Genomic DNA, 19,885 nt, shown 5'->3' on the forward strand with positions numbered 1-19,885 from the left:
AGACGAGACCATGGCACGCGGCAAGCTTCGGATCTACCTCGGCGCGGCACCGGGCGTCGGCAAGACGTACGCGATGCTCGCCGAGGCACACCGCCGTGTCGAGCGGGGCACCGACTGCGCGGTCGCCTTCGTGGAGCACCACGACCGGCCGCGCACCGAGGTCATGCTGCACGGCCTGGAGCAGGTCCCGCGCAAGGAGCTGGAGTACCGGGGGAGCGTCTTCACCGAGATGGACGTGGACGCCGTCCTGGAGCGCGCCCCGGCCGTCGCCCTGGTGGACGAACTCGCCCACACCAACATCCCCGGCTCCCGCAACACCAAGCGCTGGCAGGACGTCGAGGAACTCCTCGCCGCCGGCATCGACGTCGTCTCGACGGTCAACATCCAGCACCTGGAGTCGCTCGGTGACGTCGTCGAGTCGATAACCGGCGTACGGCAGCGCGAGACCGTCCCCGACGAAGTGGTACGCCGTGCCGATCAGATCGAGCTGGTCGACATGTCGCCCCAGGCACTGCGCCGCCGGATGGCGCACGGCAACATCTACAAGCCCGACAAGGTCGACGCGGCCCTGTCCAAGTACTTCCGCCCGGGCAACCTCACCGCCCTGCGCGAGCTGGCCCTGCTCTGGGTCGCCGACCGGGTCGACGCGTACCTGACCGAGTACCGCAGTGAGCACCAGGTGTCGAAGATCTGGGGTTCGCGCGAGCGGATCGTCGTCGGCCTGACCGGCGGTCCCGAGGGCCGCACGCTGATCCGCCGCGCCGCCCGGCTCGCCGAGAAGGGCGCGGGCGGCGAGGTGCTGGCCGTCTACATCGCCCGCAGCGACGGACTCACCTCCGTCTCCCCGAAGGAACTGGCCGTCCAGCGCACCCTCGTCGAGGACCTCGGCGGCACCTTCCACCACGTCATCGGCGACGACGTCCCCGCCGCGCTGCTGGACTTCGCGCGCGGCGTCAACGCGACCCAGATCGTCCTCGGCGTATCCCGCCGCAAGGGATGGCAGTACGTCTTCGGACCCGGCGTCGGCGCCACGGTCGCCCGGGATTCCGGGCCCGACCTGGACGTGCATCTGATCACGCACGGCGAAGCCGGCAAGGGACGAGGGCTGCCCGTGGCCCGGGGCGCGCGGCTCGGCCGCTCGCGGATCATCTGGGGCTGGCTGACCGGCGTGGCCGGCCCGGTGCTGCTGACACTGCTGCTGACCAACATCGACGCGGACCTGGGTCTCGCGAACGACATGCTGCTGTTCCTGACGCTGACGGTGGCGGCGGCCCTGTTCGGCGGCCTGCTGCCCGCACTGGCCTCAGCGGCCTTCGGCTCCCTACTGCTGAACTACTACTTCACCTCGCCGCTGCACCGCCTCACGATCGCGGACTCCAGGAACATCGTCGCCCTCGCGGTCTTCTTCGCCGTGGCGGTGTCGGTCGCCTCCGTGGTGGACCTGGCGGCCCGCCGTACGCAGCAGGCGGCCCGGCTGCGCGCCGAGTCGGAGATCCTCTCCTTCCTGGCGGGCAGCGTGCTGCGTGGCGAGACGAGCCTGGAGGCCCTGCTGGAGCGGATGCGGGAGACCTTCGGCATGGAGTCGGTCGCCCTGCTGGAGCGGGAGAACGATGTCGCTTCGTGGACCTGTGCGGGGAGCGTGGGCCCAGGGCCGGTGAAGCGCCCCGAGGACGCGGACGTGGACATGCCGGTCGGCGACCACATCGCTCTGGCCTTGTCGGGCCGGGTGCTGCCGGCCGAGGACCGCCGGGTCCTGGCCGCGTTCGCCGCCCAGGCCGCCGTGGTCCTGGACCGTCAGCGCCTCAAGTCCGAAGCCGACCAGGCCAAGGAGCTGGCCGAGGGCAACCGCATCCGCACCGCCCTGCTCGCCGCCGTCAGCCACGACCTGCGCACCCCGCTCGCCGGAATCAAGGCCGCCGTATCGTCCCTGCGCTCCGACGACGTCGCATGGTCGGACGAGGACCGGGCGGCCCTGCTGGAGGCCATCGAGGAGGGCGCGGACCGGCTCGACCACCTGGTGGGCAACCTGCTCGACATGTCCCGGCTTCAGACCGGCACGGTCACCCCGCTCATCCGCGAGATCGACGTCGACGAGGTGGTGCCGATGGCGCTGGGCGGCGTCCCCGAGGGCAGCGTCGACCTGGAGATCCCCGAGACGCTGCCGATGGTCGCCGTCGACCCCGGCCTGCTGGAACGCTCGGTCGCCAACCTCGTGGAGAACGCCGTGAAGTACAGCCCACCCGGCGAACCGGTCCTGATCTCCGCGAGCGCCCTGGCCGCCCGCGTGGAGGTCCGCGTGGTCGACCGCGGCCCCGGCGTCCCGGACGAGGCCAAGGATCGCATCTTCGCCCCCTTCCAGCGCTACGGCGATGCCCCCCGAGGCGCCGGCGTCGGCCTCGGCCTGGCGGTCGCGCGCGGCTTCGCCGAGGCCATGGGCGGCACACTCGACGCCGAGGACACCCCCGGCGGCGGCCTCACCATGGTCCTCACCCTCCCGGTGGCGGCCAACCGGCCGCCGGACCACTTCGACCTCCCGGCGACCGCGATCTCCTAGATCAGCGCCCTGCTGGTGATCTACGGCCATGCCATCGGCGCTGGTGATCTACGGCCCTGCCCTCGGCCGGGGGCGCCGGACCGGCGCGGCCTTCGGTGACGTGCACGGCGGCGCAGACGGGCCGCACCGTGGGCGTGAGGCGTGAGGGCCGTCGCGCCAGAGGCGGCCCGTCCGAACGCCGCCGCGAAGCCTTGCCCGTCAGGTCTCGGCGTACTCGTCGTGGCGGCGGAGCCAGTACATCTCCTCGCCCTCCTCGTGGCGGCCCCTCGGAGTCCGGTCGAGGAGGCCGTAGTAGGGCATGGCGGGCTCGAGGCCGCGAGCGGTGGTGACGTACGTCCGGTAGACGGTGCCGTCCGAGAGCGCGTAGGCGCTCAGCCCGGGTCCCTCGGTGACATAGCTGCGCACGTCCGTGCCGGTCGCCTCCGCCATCTGGCTCACGATCGACGGGATCTCGCCCTCGAGGAACGGCCTCAGCTCCTCCTCCGTGTACAGGAAGCCGAGGTCGCGGTGGAAGTCGCTGCCGACGGTGGAGACCCAGTCGAAACTCCAGCCCATCCGCTCCCGGTAGGCGAGAAGCCTGTCCATCGGCGCCCGCGAGGAGCAGATCAGCGTCACGTCGCGGGCCTTGAGGTGGATCACGTTGGGGTCGAGGGTGTCCGCGATCGAGGAGCAGACCGGGCATCCGGCCTCGTACGGCGGGCCGAACATGAAGTGGTAGACGAGTAGCTGAGAGCGCTCGTCGAAGAGGTCCGCGAGCGACTTGGGCCCGTCCTCGGTCTCGAATCTGTAGTCCTTCTCGACCGGCACCCAGGGAAGCTCCTGCCGCTTGCGCGCGAGCTGGTCGCCGCGTCGGGTGAGTTCCTTCTCCTGCGCGAGCAGCTCCTGACGGGCCGCGTCGAATTCCTCCTGTGTGCCGACCTTGTGCTCAGGCATTGCCTCTCCCTCCTGTGTGGGAGGCCATACGTCCACCGTACGCGCGCGGCGGCGGGCCTTCACGGGAAGCAGGCAGTGGGCGCGGGGCACCCACCGGCCTCGAATTTTCATACGCTGTGTGGAGGTTCCTGTTCGAAGCTACGATTTCGCCCGTGCCCGCCGAAGACGCCCCCCTGGCGCCGGCTGCGGGGCGCTCCAGGCGGCGTTTCCCGTTCTGTCCGACGAGGAGAATGGTGTGTCCGGTGAGCTTCAGAACGCAGCCGACCGCCCAGGTCGACGAGACGGCCACGATCGGTGACGGGTCGACCGTCTGGGATCTGGCCCAGGTACGGGAGGACGCCCGGCTGGGCAGCGGGTGCATCGTGGGCCGGGGAGCGTATGTCGGCCCGGGGGTGCGGATCGGCGACAACGTGAAGCTCCAGAACTACGCCTTGGTCTACGAACCCGCGGTGCTCGGTGACGGGGTGTTCGTCGGTCCGGCGGCCGTCCTCACCAACGACTACTCGCCCCGTTCGGTGGACCCGCAGGGCCGGCTGAAGCGCGGTGGCGACTGGGAGGCCGTGGCGGTGGTGGTGGCCGAGGGGGCGTCGCTGGGGGCCCGTTCGGTGTGTGTGGCGCCGGTGCGCGTCGGTCGGTGGGCCCTGGTCGCGGCGGGTGCCGTGGTGACCCGGGATGTGCCGGACTTCGCGCTGGTGGCCGGCGTTCCGGCGCGCCGGATCGGGTGGGTCGGCCGGGCCGGGGTTCGACTGGTGGAGCGCGAAGGTGAGTCCGGGGGATGGGAGTGCCCGCAGACGGGTGCGCGCTACGACGAGAAGGACGGCGAACTCGTCGAGCGTGCTGACTCCTGATTCTCCCAAAGTGCCCATCCTCGAACACCCGCAGGCATAACATGTGTGCGAACTGTGCAGACTGATCACACCAGGCGCACAAATCGGTAGGGCCCGGGGGGGTTACAGGGTGGGGACACCTGTGTCTTGAGCGAGGAGCGACAACCGCTCCGACGCCTGACGTCTGCTTCCGCCGCGTGGCCATCCGAGACGCGGCGATCACAAGTCTGCGCACAAGAGGACCCACAGGGGGGTTGGTGTGCCCAAAAGATGACCACCACACGTCTGGCGGCGCTCGGCCGTGAGGAGCCGACGCTGCTCGCGCTCGCCCAACGACTTCTCGCAGTCGCCGAGTCGGGGCTCGCGTCGATGCTGCTTCCCGGCGGCGAGGCCTTCGCCTTCACCATGGCTGGGCAGAAAGCTCCCGACGGTTCCTGGACCCTCCAGCGGCGCGGGACCAGCATCCGGTACGCGGCCATCACCGCGCTGGGAGCCCGGTTTCTCCCCGAGGACCGGCAACGCCCGGTACTCGGCGGGCGTACCGCCCAGGAGTTCACGGGTCTGCTGGTCGAGTCGCTGCCCGCGGTGACCAACCTCGGTGACGCGGCGCTCATCGCCTGGGCCGCCGCCGAGACCGGGCACCCCAAACTGTCCGACGCCCTCGCGCGGGTCGAAGCCCTGGACGAGGAGGGCCGGCCGCAGTACACCGTCGAGGCGGCATGGGTGCTGTCCGCCCTCGCGGCGGCTCGGGGCACGGTCGATGTGGAGGATCGTTTCTCCGCAGCTCGCGACCGTCTGCTGCGGGCCCGGATCGGGGACAGCCCGCTGTTCCCGCACGCCACCGGGCCCGGCCTGGTGCCCTGGTACCGGGCGCACGTGAGCTGCTTCGCCGACCAGACGTACCCGCTCCAGGCCCTGGCCCGCGCACACGCCAGCGGCGACGGAGACGGCGATCCGGAGGCGCTGGCCGCGTCCGAGGCGTGCGCGGCCCGCATCTGCCAGTTGCAGGGCGACGGCGGGCAGTGGTGGTGGCACTACGACGCGCGCACCGGCGGTGTCGTGGAGGGCTACCCGGTCTACAGCGTCCACCAGCACGCGATGGCGCCGACCGCCCTGTTCGATCTGGCCGACGCCGGCGGCACCGACTTCGCCGCGTCGATCCGCAAGGGCCTGCGCTGGATGACGGATGTGCCCGAACTGGCCGCCCGCCCGGAGCACTGGGAGCCGTTGATCCTCGACGAGCTCGGCGCCACCTGGCGCAAGGTCTACCGGGGCGATCCGAAGAAGGCCGTACGCGCCGCCCGAGGACTCGCCACCCGGGTCGCTCCGAACCTCCGGCTCAAGTTGCTGAACCGGGTGTACCGCCCCGTCGCGGTGGACCGCGAATGCCGGCCGTACGAATTCGGCTGGATGCTCTACGCCTGGCAGGGGGGCCGGATATGAAAGAGCGTCAGTCCCTCTTCGGGATCGAGCTGGACCCGCTGACCATGGACGAGACCGTACAGCGCTGCCTCGAAGCGGTCCGGGACGGCCACCAGCTCGAGATCGGGGTGGTCAACGCCGCGAAGCTGGTGAACATGCGGCGGGACCCCCGGCTCGCCCAGGCGGTGGCCGGCTGCGATCTCGTCCTGGCCGACGGACAGGCCGTGGTCTGGGCCGGCCGGATACTGCGCGCCCCGCTGCCGGAACGGGTGGCCGGTATCGACCTGTTCCTGCGGCTGCTCGCCGAGGCGGAATCGGCCGGCATGTCCGTGTACTTCCTCGGTGCCCGACAGGATGTGCTGGAGCAGATGCTGCGCCGGGTGGCCCACCGGTTCCCCGGCCTGAAGGTGGGCGGCAGCCGAAACGGCTACTTCGACGATGCCCAGCAGGAGGCCATCGCGGGCGAGATCGCCCGAAGCGGCGCCCAGATGCTGTTCCTCGGCATGACCTCGCCCAAGAAGGAGATCTTCACCGCCACCCGCGGCGCCCGCACCGGCGCCCGCGTCGTGCACGGAGTCGGCGGCTCCTTCGACATCCTGGCCGGGGTCACCAAACGGGCCCCCGAGTCCTGGCAGCGGTGGGGAGCCGAGTGGCTCTACCGCGCGCTTCAGGAGCCGCGCCGCCTGGGCCGGCGCTACCTCACCACCAATGCCCGCTTCCTCCTCATGACGGCGCGAGAGCTCATCCGGCTCACCCCGCCGATCGCTCCCGCGAACAGGAGTCACTGATGCGCGTCGTCGTGGTCGGACAGGGATACGTCGGCCTGCCACTGGCCATCCGCGCCGCCGAGGTCGGACACGAGGTGATCGGCTACGACGTCGACTCCCGGCGGGTCAAGAGCCTTGCCGCCGGTGAGTCCTTCGTCGAGGACGTCTCCTCCGAGCGGATCCGCACGGCACTGGACCTCGGCACCTATCGCCCGAGCGAATCGGCCCGCGACTGCGGCGGTTTCGACATCGCCGTCGTGACCGTCCCGACGCCGCTGCACGAGGGCACTCCCGACCTCCGTTACATCAAGGAGTCGGCGGTCACTCTTGCCCGTTACCTGCGGCCCGGAGCCACCGTCGTCCTCGAGTCGACCACCTATCCCGGCACCACCCAGGAACTGTTCGCCCCGATTCTCCAGGACGGCTCGGGCCTGACCGCGGGCACGGACTTCCACCTCGGCTACAGCCCGGAGCGGATCGACCCCGGAAACGCCGTGTGGGGCTTCAAGGAGACCCCGAAAGTCGTATCCGGGGTCAGCGCGTCCTCGCTCAAGGCCGTTGAGGACTTCTACGCGCAACTCGTCGACACCACCGTGCCGGTGGGCTCGCCCAAGGAGGCCGAACTCGCCAAGCTGCTTGAGAACACCTTCCGGCATGTGAACATCGCGCTGGTCAACGAGATCGCGACGTTCGCCCACCACCTGGACATCGACGTCTGGCAGGCGATCGACGCCGCCTCCACCAAGCCCTTCGGCTTCATGAAGTTCACGCCCGGACCGGGCGTCGGCGGCCACTGCCTGCCCATCGACCCCTCGTACCTGTCCTGGCGGGTACAGCGTGAACTCGGCCAGAGCTTCCGCTTCGTGGAACTGGCCAACGACATCAACACCCACATGCCCGAGTACGTGACGCGCCGCATCAGCGACCTGTTCAACGCAAGACGTCGTTCCGTGAACGGCTCGCGCATCCTGCTGCTCGGTCTGGCGTACAAGAAGAACACCGGCGACGCCCGCGAGTCGCCCGCCCTGCGCATCTCCCAACTGCTGCTCGACATGGGGGCCCAGGTCAGGGCGGCGGACCCGCACGTCGTCGAAAGCCTGCCGGTGGACACCCGGCTGGTGCGGGTCGAACCGGCGCCGGAGGAACTGGCGGCCGCCGATGTGGTGGTCCTGCTCACCGACCATGACAGCTTCGACTACGAACTCATCGCCGAGCACGCCCCCTTCGTCCTCGACTGCCGTCGACGGCTGCCGTCCGGACCCACGATCGAGGTGCTCTGAGCCATGCCGAGAGTCCTCTGCGTCGCCGGGGCGAGACCCAACTACATGAAGATCAAACCGGTGATGGACGCCCTGGAGGGCCGGGGCGCCGAGGTGGTCCTCGTCCACACCGGCCAGCACTACGACCCGGCCATGAACGACGTGTTCTTCGCCGACCTCGGCATCCGTCCGCCCGACCGCTTCCTCGGGGTCGGCTCCGGCACCCACGCCGAACAGACCGGACGCGTGATGACCGCGTTCGAGCCACTCCTGGGCGAGGTGTCCGCGGACATCGTCGTCGTGGTCGGCGACATCAACTCCACGCTGGCCTGCGCCCTGGTCACCGCCAAGGCCGGACCGCTGCTGGCCCACGTCGAGGCCGGCCTGCGCAGCCGCGACTGGAGCATGCCGGAGGAGGTCAACCGCGTCGCCACCGACCGCGTCAGCGACTACCTGCTGGCCCCCTCGCCCGACGCGGTGGAGAACCTGCGCGCCGAAGGGTACCGGGAGGACCAGATCCACCTCGTCGGCAACGTCATGATCGACACGCTGCTGGCCAACCTGGAACGGGCCAGGGCCTCGGACATCCTCAGCCGATACGGCCTGACCGCGGGCGAGTACGGCCTGGTCACCCTGCATCGCCCCGCCAACGTGGACGACCCCGGCGTCCTCGCCGGGCTCCTGAAGGCCCTGGGTGAGATCGCCGGCCGCTGCCCGCTCCTGCTGCCCGTGCACCCGCGCGCGTCCGCACGGCTGGCCGACATCGGCGTCCCCGGGGGCATCCGGCTCGTACCGCCCGCCGGATACCTGGACTTCATCGCGCTACAGGACTCCGCCCGCCTCGTGCTGACCGACTCGGGCGGCGTACAGGAGGAGACCACCGCGCTGGGCGTGCCGTGTGTGACCCTGCGGGACAACACCGAGCGGCCCATCACCGTCGAGCAGGGCACCAATGTGCTGGCCGGCCGGGATCCGGCGCGCATCGTGGCCACCGTGAACCGGGTGCTGGACGCTCCGCCCGCGCCGCGCCGCCCCGACCTGTGGGACGGACACGCGAGCGACCGCATCGCCGACGTGCTGCTGGCGGGCACGGCGAGTACACGGCCGAGACCTACTGACCGGACATTCCCCCTATGAACCGCTTGCCACATATGCTCGTCGGACGTCGGGGAGCGAGGGGGGACGCCGATGGATCTCGCTGAGATAGTCCGGGTGATGCGCAGGCGTTGGTACGTCCTGCTGCCCGGACTGCTGCTGACCGCCGGCCTGCTGGTGGCCGTGGCCGTGATGGTGCCGGTCACCTATCAGTCGCAGAGCACGGTGGTTCTCCTGAACTCCCAGAAGGCCACCGTCGCCTACGACGGCAACCCCTTCCTGAGCACGCAGACCTCGCTCACCGGCATGGCCGACGGCCTGGCTCGCAACCTCAACTCCGACGACTCCCTCCGCGAGCTCAAGTCCCGTGGTGCCACCGGCACGTTCGAGGCCAAGCTCGCGGACAACGCCCAGGGCCCGCTCATGTGGCTCACCGTCACCGGCACCGACCCTGCCTCCGTCCTGGCCTCGGACCGCGTCCTGACCACGTATGCCAAGGAGCGGCTGGAGCAGTTCCAGCAACAGCAGTCGGTCGCCCCGAAGGCCATGATCCGCATGACGACCATCGTGCCCCCGCAGAAACCGGTGGCGCAGACCAAGACCCGGCTCCAGTACCTGATCATGGCCGGGGGCCTGGGCCTGGTGGTCAGCATGGTCGCCGCCTTCTACGTGGAGGCGCGCAAGAGGTCGCACACGCCCGAGCCCAGGCCTGAGGCCCACGGCGCCGGGCCGGAGGAGGAGACGGCCGCCCCCACCCGCTCGACCGGGGAACCGGCCGTGGAAGAGACGCTCGCCATGCGGCGGCCGCCCACCTGGTCGCGGTCCGCCGAGGACGGGCCGCCCGCCGCCGAGCCCAAGGCGCCACAACACGTCATGGCCGTGACCTCCGCTGCCGAGCCGCTCGACGAGGAGTCGACTCATGGACACCGCCCGCGCACCGGACAGCGAGACCGGTGAGCCGAGCGACGCCCCCGCTCCTCCCGCGCCCGCACTCCCCGCTGCCCTCTCCTTCGGCCGGAAGGTCCGTTCGGCGGCCCGCTGGAGCCTGATCAACACCGTTGTCATGCGCCTGGGGAACTTCGCGACCGGCATCGTGCTGGCCCGCTTCGCCCTGGGCCCCGCGGAATGGGGCGTGTACGGCATCGCCCAGACGGTGCTGCTGGTCCTGCTGTCCGCGAACGAGCTGGGCGTGGGCCTGGCCATCGTGCGCTGGGAGGGGGACGCACGGCGGTTCGCGCCGACCGTACTGACCCTCAGCGCCCTCTCCAGCGGCCTGCTGTACGTGGCGCTGTTCGCGGCGGCACCGACGGTGGCCGGCCTGCTCGGCTCGCCGGACGCCGCGGGCGTACTGCGGGTGATGTGCCTGTGCGTGGTGATCGACGGGGTGGCGCAGGTGCCCGGCGGCTTCCTCACCCGTGAGTTCGCCCAGGGCAAGCGGATGATCATCGACGGGCTCAACTTCGGCTTGAGCACCTCGGTGACGCTGCTGCTGGCCTTCGAGGGCTGGGGCGCGATGAGCTTCGCCTGGGGAGCCGTCGCGGGCAACGTCGTCACGCTCATCGGCTGCTGGCTGGCGGCACCGGGCACCCTGAAATTCGGCTGGGACCCCGAGCAGGCCCGGGCGCTGCTCAGGTTCGGGCTTCCGCTGGCAGGGGCGAGCATGCTGGCCCTCGCGGTGGTCAACGTCGACACCATGGCGGTGGGCGCGACGCTGGGCAACGTGTCGCTGGGCTTCTACGTGCTCGCCTTCAACATGTCCGGCTGGCCCGTGCGGATCATCTCCGAGGCCGCCCGCCGGGTCTCCTTCGCCGGCTTCTCCCGCCTGGCCGACACGCCACAGGCGCTCGCCCAGGGCTTCAGCCGCGCCCTGGGCGTCCTGATGACCGCCACCGTCCCGGTGTGCGTCCTGCTGGCCGGCTTCGCGGGGCCGGCCATCGAGCTGATCTACGGGAGCCATTGGGCTCCCGCCGCCGCGGCACTGCCCTGGCTGATGGCCCTCGGCCTGATCCGCATCGGCAGCGAACTCGCCTACGACTGCCTGGTCGCGATCGGCCAGCGCCGGTCGCTCTTCCTGGTGCAGGGCCTGTGGCTGGCCGCCCTGATCCCGGTGCTCCTCGTCGCCGCCCGCCTGAACGGCATCGTCGGAGTCTCACAGGCCCACGTCCTGGTCGCCGGCGGCATGGTGGTGCCCGTGTTCCTGATCGCCCTCAGCCGTGGCGGCATCGGTGTCGGCCGGATCGCCAGGGCCTGCGCGTGGCCCTTCCTCGGCGGGGCCGTGATGGCCGCGATCATCCTCGGTCTGGAGCGCCGGTTCGGCGACGGCCGGCTCGCGCTGCTCGCCATCGGCACCATCGCCCTGGCCGCGTACACGGTGTGCGTCCTGCCCAGCCGCGACTTCCTGCGCGGCGTCAGCGGCGGGGACCGGCCCCTCCTCGGCCGGCACCGGGCGTCCGCACCGGTTCGGACTACCCAAGGGGACATGAGGTGAGGCCGATGTCACGGCGCATCAGCCGGAATTCGCTCGCGGGACTGCTGCTCGCGGTCTTGCTGGCGGTCGTGGGAGTGGCCTGCTCGGGATCGGACCGGTCCGCGTCGGCGCACTGCCGGGACGACGCGCCGACCTGCCCCGCGAGCGGGTCCCCGGCGTCACCGACCGCCGGTCCGCCGACCACGGCCGCTCCGTCGACCGCGGCCGGCCAGGCGACGGGCAGTCCCACCGCCGCGCCGTCCCCGACGGGGAAGCCCACCGCCACGGCGGGCGCCGGCGGTGCGTCCGACACGCCCGCGGCCGAGACGAACTGCGCCTCTCCGGGCGCCTGCGGCTTCCCCGACGCCGACACCACCGGTCCGCGGATCCCCCTCGAGCCCCACGAGACCGGCTACAAGGCCATCCGGACCAACGGGCTCGTCATCAGGGGCTGGGACATCACCGGCTCGCTCGACATCTACGCGAACAACGTCACCGTCATCGACTCCAAGATCACCTCGGACAACTGGTGGGGCATCAACCTGCGCCCCGGTTACAGCGGCCTGCGGGTCCTGCATTCCACCATCACGGCCGTGCCCGGCAAAGGGCCGGACAACGGCGGCGTGGACTACGCGGTGTCGAACATGGGGACCAGCTCCATCGAGGTCGGCTGGTGCGACGTCTCGGTGTTCGGCGACGCATTGGCCATGGGGCAGGGCAACCTGCACGACAACTACGTGCACGACCTCGCCCCGTTCATCAACCTGGGCGGCGAGTGGCAGCACACCAACGCGGTGATCAGCGGCGGCGGCAACACCGGGCACCTGATCATCCGCCACAACACCCTGCTGAACGCGACCAGCCTCAAGCAGGGGGCCTCGGGAAGCATCGGCCTGTTCGCGGACACCGGCGTGGTCCGCAATGTCACCGTGGACGACAACTGGATCGCCGGCGGCGCGTACGCCCTCTACGGCGGTGACACGGGCGCCACCGGGATCAGGGTCACCGACAACGTCTTCTCGACGCAGTACCACCCCAACTCCGGCGGATACGGCGTGGTCGCCCACTGGAACGCGGACGGCGCCGGAAACGTGTGGCGCAACAACCGGATGTCCGACGGCCGCCTGATCCAGCCGGAGCCGTCCTCGTGAGCGGCGTGGTGACGCGCCGTGTCGCGCGGGCCCCCTGGACACTGCTCAAGGCGATGTTCGGCTGGCTGGTGCTCTTCGAGGCCAGGAACAAGGTCCTACTTGCCCCCACCGCGGTGCGGCTGCGCCGGATCGAGGACGCCGAGACCCGACGGCTGGCCGCCCGCCTCCCGTCACCGCCCTCGGCGCTGGTCGCCACGGTGATCGCCACCCACCGACGTCCCGAGGCGCTGCGTGCCGCGGTGCGCTCGGCCCTGGACCAGACCGTTCGCGACCAGGTCGTGATCGTGGTCGACGACGGCGCCGGGCTGCCCGAACTCCCGGACGACCCAAGGCTGTTCGCCGTCTCGCTGGCACACAACACCGGCGTGGCGGGCGTCGTGCGCAACGTGGGCATCCGGCTCACCCACTCGCGCTACGTGGCCTTCCTGGACGACGACAACCTGTGGGAACCCGACCATCTGGAACGGGCGTTGGCGGCCTTGGAGTCCCCCGACGGACCCGACGGCGTCTACACGGCACTCCGCCGCGTCCTGCCCGACGGCAGCGAGAAGGACGTCCTGTCGGTGCCCTACGACCGGCGCCGCGCCGCCCGCGAGTCCTTCCTGGACACCAACGCCTTCGTCGCCCGCCGCAATCGCTCACTGCGCTTCAGCCGCCTGCGCCGGACCCCGGAGGTGCTGCCCCGGGAGGACTGGGAGCTGATCCACCGGTACGGCCGCAGGCACCGGGTGCTCCATGTGCCGCACCCCACCGTCCGATACCTGATGAACCCGGCCAGCTTCTACACGCAATGGCAACAGCCCAGTTGAGGCCTGTTCCCCCTCCGTTCCGAACCACAGGTGGTTGATCCCATGCCCCGATCCCGCGCCCTCAGAAACAGATTCGTCGACGCGCCCGGCTCACTGGGCGAACGACTGCGCATCGCCCGCTGGGAGCGGTTTCAACGCTGCTTCCCGGGCATCGAGAGCATGCGCGTCGTCGACCTGGGCGGGACGGCCGAGATGTGGCTGCGCGCACCGCTGCGCGCCAAGCACGTCCACCTGATCAACCTGGAGGAACATCCCGCCGAACTGCCCGACTGGATCACCGCGGAGGTCGCTGACGTCACCGACCCGGTGGTCGCCGCCGAACTGAGCGGCCAGGGCGGCTACGACCTGGTGTTCTCCAACTCGACCATCGAGCACGTGGGCGGCCACAGCCAGCGGCGGAAATTCGTTTCGGCCGTCGAGCAACTGGCTCCGCTGCACTGGATCCAGACGCCGTACCGCTACTTCCCCGTCGAGCCGCACTTCGTCGCGCCCGGCTTCCAGTTCCTGCCGCTGGCCGCCCGGGCCCGTCTGGTACGGCGCTGGCCGCTCGTCCACAGCCGCCCCGACAGCCCGGAGTCGGCGATGAACGCCGTGATCAACATCGAACTGCTGACGCGCACCGAAATGCGCTACCTGTTCCCCGGATCGGTGCTCCTCAGCGAGCGGGTGCTCGGTGCGACGAAATCGCTGACCGCCGTACGAATGGAGCGCGCATGCTGAACAACCTGATCAACAGACATGACGCGGACCGACTGCTGCGCAAGGTGCGGCGGCTGGAGCTCGACCCGGTGCTGGCCAAGCTGCGGGTGCGCGGCGGCGCGCGAGTGGTCCAGCACTGGTCCCGGGTGGACCCGTCACTGACCGAGTGGTGGGCGATACCGACGGTCATCAAGCGCTGGAACCTGCTGATGACCGGCGACGCGGAGACCTCGTTTCCCGAGTACGTCGCCGCCAAGCACTTCGCGCCGCGTACCGATCTGCGCGGCCTGTCGCTGGGGTGCGGCACGGGCGGGAACGAGCTGCTGTGGGCCAGGACCGGCGCGTTCTCGCTCCTGGAGGGCGTGGATGTGGCGCCGGAGCGGATCGACTTCGCTACCCGCTCCGCCGCCGAGAACGGTCTCGCCGACGCGCTGCGCTTCCGGGTCACCGACGTCAACCGGATGACGAGCGACGGGGAACGCTTCGACGTACTGCTGGGCCTTCAGTCGCTGCACCACTTCGACGACCTCGACGAGACCCTGCCGCGACTGTCCCAACTGATCGAGCCCGACGGGCTGTTCGTGATCGACGAGTTCGTCGGCCCCACCCGGTTCCAGTGGACCGACGCTCAACTGGACGCGGCGAACTCACTGTTGGCCCAGCTGCCCGAGGAGCGGCGGCGGCTGGCCGACGGGCGGATCAAGCGGCGTGTCGTACGGCCCAGCAGGCTGTCGATGGTGCTCGACGATCCCTCGGAGGCGGTCGACGCGGCGGCGCTGCTGCCGGGCCTACGGCGCCATTTCGACATCGTCGAGGAACGGCCGTACGGGGGAACGGTGTTGCACATCGCGTTCTCCGGGATCGCGCACAACTTCCGTGACCAGGAGCCCCAGACGCTGGCGCTGCTCGACCGCTGCTTCGCCGCGGAGGACGCAGCGCTGCCGGAGGTGGGGCACGACTTCATCGCCATGGTGTGCCGGCCGCGGAGCGCGGGCCAGTGACCTGACCGGACCAGACCAGCCCCGGCCGGCAGGTGAGTTCCTCCGGACGGGGCCGATCTGCGTCAGGGGCGCGTCCTGGGGCGGCCGAGTCGCCGCATCACGGGCACCTCGACGAACCGGTGCATGAGCCCCGCGAGCGCCACTGAGACAGCCAGCGCTCCGACGGTGAGCGTCCATGCCTTTGCCGGCGCCGAACCCTGAGCGTCGAGCCCCCGCATCAGATTCACGATCACCGACTGATGAACCAGGTAGAAAGCGAAGGAGATCTCTCCCAGCCACACCGCGCACCGGCTCCGCCACACACTCCGCTTCCCCTCGACGTCGGCGACGGCCACGGCGGGGATGAGCAACGCGAACGGGATCACGGTGACGGCCGACGTCGCCGCGTCCGGCGGGAAGTACGGCGTCACGGCATACGCGACGACGAGAAGTACGGCGACGGACCACACGGGGATCCGCGGCCACCGCCCGCTCTTCACGATGAGCGCCATCAGAATCCCGAGCACGAACTCCAGCAGGCGGACCGGGGGGAAGATGTAGACGAACCAGTAATGCCGCTCCGCAGGCAGGAGCGTCGCCACCACGGGCACCGCGAACACGGCCGCCACGCACACCGTGGCGCTCGCCCACAGCCGCTGGGGACGGATGCGACTCAACACGGGCAGCAGCGCCGGGAAGAGGGCGTAGAAGAACGCCTCGCAGGCGAGCGACCAACTGACCGAGTTCGCGCCGAAGTAGACGTCCGGGTCCGGCCACCACGCCTGAATGAGCCCCAGGTTCGCCGCACCCGGGAGGAACCCGACGGCGTGGCCGGTCGCGTACAGCCCGGCCACGGAGATGACGAAGGCCACGACGTAGTTGGGGTAGATCTTCGCCGCTCGACGCCGCCAGAAGGCGCGGGCGGTGTCTCCTCGCCGCGCCGACCACGCCAGGACGAAGCCACTGAGGACGAAGAAGAACGAGACGCCCACAGCGCCTGCACCCGCCGTGCGAGCGAACGCGTGCTGCGTCGACGAGGGAGCCAGCAGCCCCGATATCGAGATGTGGAAGCAGAAGACGAGGAACGCGGCGACGAACCGGAGCCCCGTCAGCGAGGGGAGCCTCGATCCGTCGGCCGGCGTTCCAGCGGGCTTGTCCGATCTGCCGGTGACCTCGAGCGCCTTCATGAACTCCCCTGAGAGTGCGTTGTTGACGGACGCCCGGTGGGCTCGGGTCGAGCCGTTGTCACCCACGGGGCCGGCCCGGCGCGCAGGGCGCCCGGTCGGACCAGGGCGGCCGCGGCCGCTCGGCTGGCCGGGCGGCCCAGCGCGGCGCGTGCTGTCTCCCGAAGCAGGACGGCGGTGCGGAAGGCGGCCGTGGCGAGGGGGCCGTGGCGGCGCCGGTACAGGCGGACGCGGTTGAGGGTGAGGAGGGTCCACAGGCGGGGTGACACCTGGGAGTCGCCTCCCAGGTGGACGGCCTCGGCGGTCGGCTCCAGTTGCGTGGCATACCCCAGGTCCCGCGCTCGCAGGCAGTACTCCGTCTCCTCCGAGTAGAGGAAGAAGGACTCGTCCCACGGACCGCAGTCGGCCAGGCAGTCCCCCGAGATGGCCATCAACGCGCCGGTCGCCCAGTCCGCGCGCGTGGGGCGCTGGTAGGCGGCGGCGTCGGTGACGAGCTCGCTCAGGGCTGGGAAGCGGCCGGCCCTGGTGTTGCCGATCACGGCCTCGCCGAGGGCCCTCAGCACGCTCGACTCGCGGCGCAGCGAGTGATGGGGCGTGTCCCTGCCCTCTTCGTAGAGGAGGGGTACGGCGATCCCGACCCCGTCGCCGAGGCTGTCGACGAGGCGTTTGGCGCAGCCCTGCCGCATCCGGATGTCGGGATTGCAGACGAGGGCGACTCCGTACTCACCGGCCGCGGCCAGCGCCGCGTTGACCCCGGCCGCGTACCCGGCGTTGCGCCCGGTCTCGACGACGGTCGCGTCGGGGGCCAGCACCCGCAGCAGCTCGACGGTGTCGTCACAGGAGTTGTTGTCGGCCACGACGAGCCGGTGGTCGAGGCCGGCCATGCCGTCCAGAAGCGCGGCGAGGAACCCGGGGAGCACCGCGGCGCTGTTCCAGGTGACGACCACTACGGCGACAGCTTTCATCGGGACTCCGCGAGTTGGGGGAGCTTGGCTTCGGATGCCTTGCGGGGAGCAGGGACCGCGGCGACGGCCGCCGCGGCGGCCGCCTCACGGCGGATGAAACCGAGGTAGCTCCCGCCGGCGCCCAGGGTCAGGAAGAACATCCCGGCGTACATGGGGAAGCTGAGCGCGTCGAAGGTGGCGCTGATGACCAGGGCGACCAGGGCCGAGGCGAGGAAGGCCTGCCCGAGCTCCCGGTCCGACTCCGTGCGGGCGAGCCGGCGGATGGCACCGCCCTGGTGGATCCCGGTGACGAACAAGGCGAGCAGCGCGACCATCCCCAGGGCGCCCATCTCGGCCAGGGTCAGCATGTACTGGTTGTCCGTGAAGAAGTACAGGTCGGGGGTGAAGGTGCCGAATCCGCGTCCGAACCAGGGGTGTTCGTCGAAATAGGGGACGATCGCGCCGTACTTCACGGTGCGCGCCTGGGTGCTGCTGTCGGAGTTGGACAGGAAGCTGGCGAACAGGTTGGTGATGGTTCCGATCAGCCCCGGGATGATCACCTTGAAACCGGCCACCGACCCCAGGACGATTCCGAGCGCGGCCCAGCGCCGCTGCGGCTTCCAGCGGGGCACCATCACCAGGATCGCGATGAAGGCGCCGACGATGGAGGTCCTGGACACCGTCAGCGGAAGCGCGCCCGCCATGATCGCCACCGGGGCCCAGCGGCGCAGCGCACCGGCGTGCCGGCGCACCGGGTCGAAGGCCTGGTGGACGGCGAAGGGGACCAGGATGGCCAGCATCCCCCCGAACTCCAGCGGATGGGCCGTGGTGGAGCGCGGCCGGGTGAACGAGCCACGGTCCAAGGCGCTCATCCCGGCGTTGCTCGACTGGAGGCCGGGGATGCGGATGGAGTCGGCGATGTTGGTCGCGGCGAAGAAGTCGTAGTAGCCCATCAGGGCGACCACCGTGCCCAGCACGACGAGCCGGCGCATCAGGGTCTCCAGCCGGCTGCGCTCCTGGATGCCGGCCGAGGCCAGCACGACCAGCGCCACCCACACCCCGAACCCGATGAGCCCCCGGTCGGCCCCGAGGACCTCCTCGTGGGAACTGCCGCGGGTGGCGGCCGCGAAGTACGACAGCAGCACCGCCGCGGCGAGCACGCACATCGCCACGCGCGGCAGCCTGGTGCCCGGCGCCGGCAGGATACGGCCGCCGAGCCAGGTCGCGAGGTACCAGAGGAGGCCCAGCAGGACGAAGACGTTGGCCGGGGTGCCGACGCCGCCCAGCGCGGGCAGGGTGAGGTTCGAGGGGACGAAGAAGGCCAGCACCAGATAGCCGGTGAGGATCGTCGTGGCGTCCAGTCTCCGCACCAGCACGCCCTTGGGCCGCTCGGGGGGCCGGGCGCGATGGCACCGGGGGACGTACCCGGTAGAGGCGCGGCCCCGGCGGCGGACCACCGCGACGCCCTCGGCCAGGATGGACAGCAGGAACGCGCTGACCAGCCCGACGATGACGACGGCCGCGATGCCCTGGTAGCGGCCCTTCGACTGCGAGACCGGTGTCTGCGGCAGGACGACCGGTGCGGTCTGCACCGCGTACACCTTCGGCACCTTGGAGGCGGCCTGCAGTGCCTTGAGCTGCTCCCCGGTGAAGTTGGTGAGGACAGCGGTCTCCCGCAGCACCTTCACGCGGTCGGTGCCGGTGACCGTCAGGGTGATCAGCGGGCTGTCGGCCTCCGGTGCGAAACCGACCGTGTACCGGTCCGTGACGCCGCGGGAGTGCAGTTCCTTGGCCGAGTCGCTCGACTGGAGCGTCCTGATCAGTACGTCGGCCGTGACGACCAGCGAACCGCCCGCGTTCGACAGGGGGTTGCCGAAGGTTGGCGCCAGATCGGCGATCGCCGAGGAGTCCAGGACCGTGACGGAGCTCTGGGACTCGTAGGACACCGGGACGGTCCGGTACAGATACCCGCCCGCGAGCAGACTGAGCAGGGTGAGGGGCACCATGAAGTACCAACGCCTGCGCATGATCGCCAAGAGGTCGGCAAGGCTCATGAGAACTCCCATTTGGTGGCGGTTCGCCCCGGCGCCTGCGAGGATCGGTGGCGATGGAAGGAATCCCTGTGTCGCCGCGTGACGTCGCCGAAGCGCTGCTCCGCCGCTGGTACGTGCTGTTGCTCGTGCTCCTGCTGACGGCCGCCGGAGCCTACCGAGTGCTGCATCCGGCCCCGCAGTACCTGAGTTCGGCGGTGGTCGTCCTCAAACCGCCCGTGACGGGAAACCAGCCGAACCAGCTGACGAACCTCCAGCCGCCGCTCGCCACCCTCTCGTACGGTGTCATCCAGCAACTCGAGTCGCCCGCCGGGCGCAAGGAGCTGGCCGCCGCCGGCGTGCACGGGGCGTACCAGCTGATCCCGCGCAACAGCGGCACCAGCGCGACGCCGAGCTATCTGATCCCCTCGGTGCAGGTGCAGGCGCAGCGGTCCGGCGCCGTGGAGGCCGACACGGCGGTCAGCCGGGTCATCGAGGTCTACACCAAGCATGTGACCCAGCTGCAGGACGCCCAGGGGATCGCGCCCGCGTCGCGGATCAACGCATCCGTCCTGGTCGCCCCGAGCGCCGCCCCGCTGCAGGGCACCAGGTCCCGCGCCCTGGCCGGTACGGCACTGCTGGGCGGGGTCACCGGGATCGTGGGCGCCCTGTGGTTCGACCAGTACGCGCTGCGGCGCGGGAAGCGGGGAGACGACTCCCCGGACCCGGTCCGCCACACCGCCCAGATTCCCGTGGCCAACTGA

Annotated in this window: 17 protein-coding genes; 13 read left to right on the top strand and 4 right to left on the bottom strand. The window is 70.7% G+C overall.

The features are described from left to right. The first annotated feature begins 10 nt into the window (after positions 1 to 10). Positions 11 to 2,554, top strand: coding sequence for a sensor histidine kinase KdpD (locus AB0I77_RS21080; RefSeq protein ID WP_363284152.1), 2,544 nt, complete (start codon positions 11 to 13; stop codon positions 2,552 to 2,554). Between the two features lie 198 nt (positions 2,555 to 2,752). Here the strand turns inward: AB0I77_RS21080 and AB0I77_RS21085 are convergent, their stop codons facing one another. Then, the gene (locus AB0I77_RS21085; protein ID WP_363284153.1) at positions 2,753 to 3,487 is read right to left on the bottom strand and encodes a DUF899 domain-containing protein; all 735 of its coding nucleotides are present in this window, start codon (positions 3,485 to 3,487) and stop codon (positions 2,753 to 2,755) included. A gap of 242 nt (positions 3,488 to 3,729) precedes the next feature. Between AB0I77_RS21085 and AB0I77_RS21090 the strand changes: the two genes are divergently transcribed. The 11 genes from AB0I77_RS21090 to AB0I77_RS21140 all read left to right on the top strand — a co-directional run bounded on the left by AB0I77_RS21090 (position 3,730) and on the right by AB0I77_RS21140 (position 14,984). Further along, a complete protein-coding gene (locus AB0I77_RS21090) occupies positions 3,730 to 4,335 on the top strand; it encodes an acyltransferase (protein ID WP_363284154.1) in 606 nt (201 codons plus the stop codon). Positions 4,336 to 4,584: 249 nt separating this feature from the next. Beyond that, a complete protein-coding gene (locus AB0I77_RS21095) occupies positions 4,585 to 5,757 on the top strand; it encodes a hypothetical protein (protein ID WP_363284155.1) in 1,173 nt (390 codons plus the stop codon). Continuing rightward, positions 5,754 to 6,524 (top strand): WecB/TagA/CpsF family glycosyltransferase, encoded by a 771-nt coding sequence (locus AB0I77_RS21100; RefSeq protein ID WP_363284156.1) that lies wholly within the window; start codon positions 5,754 to 5,756, stop codon positions 6,522 to 6,524. Before AB0I77_RS21095 ends, AB0I77_RS21100 begins: the two co-directional genes overlap by 4 nt. Continuing rightward, positions 6,524 to 7,783: a nucleotide sugar dehydrogenase gene (locus tag AB0I77_RS21105; RefSeq protein WP_363284157.1), complete on the top strand. Its 1,260-nt coding sequence runs from the start codon at positions 6,524 to 6,526 to the stop codon at positions 7,781 to 7,783. The genes AB0I77_RS21100 and AB0I77_RS21105 overlap by 1 nt, the downstream gene beginning before the upstream one ends. 3 nt (positions 7,784 to 7,786) lie before the next feature. Further along, a complete protein-coding gene (gene wecB, locus AB0I77_RS21110; RefSeq protein WP_363284158.1) occupies positions 7,787 to 8,899 on the top strand; it encodes a UDP-N-acetylglucosamine 2-epimerase (non-hydrolyzing) in 1,113 nt (370 codons plus the stop codon). 51 nt (positions 8,900 to 8,950) lie between these two features. Then, positions 8,951 to 9,814, top strand: a complete 864-nt coding sequence (locus tag AB0I77_RS21115; protein WP_363284159.1) for a chain length determinant protein — start codon at positions 8,951 to 8,953, stop codon at positions 9,812 to 9,814. Further along, on the top strand, positions 9,777 to 11,345 hold the full coding sequence (locus AB0I77_RS21120) for an oligosaccharide flippase family protein (protein ID WP_363284160.1): 1,569 nt from the start codon (positions 9,777 to 9,779) through the stop codon (positions 11,343 to 11,345). The genes AB0I77_RS21115 and AB0I77_RS21120 overlap by 38 nt, the downstream gene beginning before the upstream one ends. 5 nt (positions 11,346 to 11,350) lie before the next feature. Continuing rightward, on the top strand, positions 11,351 to 12,475 hold the full coding sequence (locus AB0I77_RS21125; protein ID WP_363284161.1) for a hypothetical protein: 1,125 nt from the start codon (positions 11,351 to 11,353) through the stop codon (positions 12,473 to 12,475). Beyond that, positions 12,472 to 13,284, top strand: a complete 813-nt coding sequence (locus AB0I77_RS21130; protein WP_363284162.1) for a glycosyltransferase family 2 protein — start codon at positions 12,472 to 12,474, stop codon at positions 13,282 to 13,284. The genes AB0I77_RS21125 and AB0I77_RS21130 overlap by 4 nt, the downstream gene beginning before the upstream one ends. 42 nt (positions 13,285 to 13,326) lie before the next feature. After that, positions 13,327 to 14,004: a class I SAM-dependent methyltransferase gene (locus tag AB0I77_RS21135; RefSeq protein ID WP_363284163.1), complete on the top strand. Its 678-nt coding sequence runs from the start codon at positions 13,327 to 13,329 to the stop codon at positions 14,002 to 14,004. After that, complete coding sequence (locus AB0I77_RS21140; RefSeq protein WP_363284164.1) at positions 13,998 to 14,984, top strand: class I SAM-dependent methyltransferase; 987 nt, start codon at positions 13,998 to 14,000, stop codon at positions 14,982 to 14,984. Before AB0I77_RS21135 ends, AB0I77_RS21140 begins: the two co-directional genes overlap by 7 nt. A gap of 62 nt (positions 14,985 to 15,046) precedes the next feature. Here AB0I77_RS21140 and AB0I77_RS21145 read toward each other — a convergent pair whose 3' ends face one another. From AB0I77_RS21145 to AB0I77_RS21155, 3 genes are read right to left on the bottom strand one after another with little or no spacing between them, the layout of a single operon-like run. Next, positions 15,047 to 16,150: an acyltransferase gene (locus AB0I77_RS21145; protein ID WP_363284165.1), complete on the bottom strand. Its 1,104-nt coding sequence runs from the start codon at positions 16,148 to 16,150 to the stop codon at positions 15,047 to 15,049. Then, positions 16,147 to 17,112 (bottom strand): glycosyltransferase family 2 protein, encoded by a 966-nt coding sequence (locus AB0I77_RS21150; RefSeq protein ID WP_363284166.1) that lies wholly within the window; start codon positions 17,110 to 17,112, stop codon positions 16,147 to 16,149. The genes AB0I77_RS21145 and AB0I77_RS21150 overlap by 4 nt, the downstream gene beginning before the upstream one ends. Continuing rightward, positions 17,109 to 19,145, bottom strand: coding sequence for an O-antigen ligase family protein (locus AB0I77_RS21155; protein ID WP_363284167.1), 2,037 nt, complete (start codon positions 19,143 to 19,145; stop codon positions 17,109 to 17,111). The genes AB0I77_RS21150 and AB0I77_RS21155 overlap by 4 nt, the downstream gene beginning before the upstream one ends. 53 nt (positions 19,146 to 19,198) lie before the next feature. Between AB0I77_RS21155 and AB0I77_RS21160 the strand changes: the two genes are divergently transcribed. Further along, a complete protein-coding gene (locus AB0I77_RS21160) occupies positions 19,199 to 19,885 on the top strand; it encodes a hypothetical protein (protein WP_363284168.1) in 687 nt (228 codons plus the stop codon).

The organism is Streptomyces sp. NPDC050619, assembly GCF_040654815.1.
Taxonomy (GTDB): Bacteria; Actinomycetota; Actinomycetes; order Streptomycetales; family Streptomycetaceae; genus Streptomyces.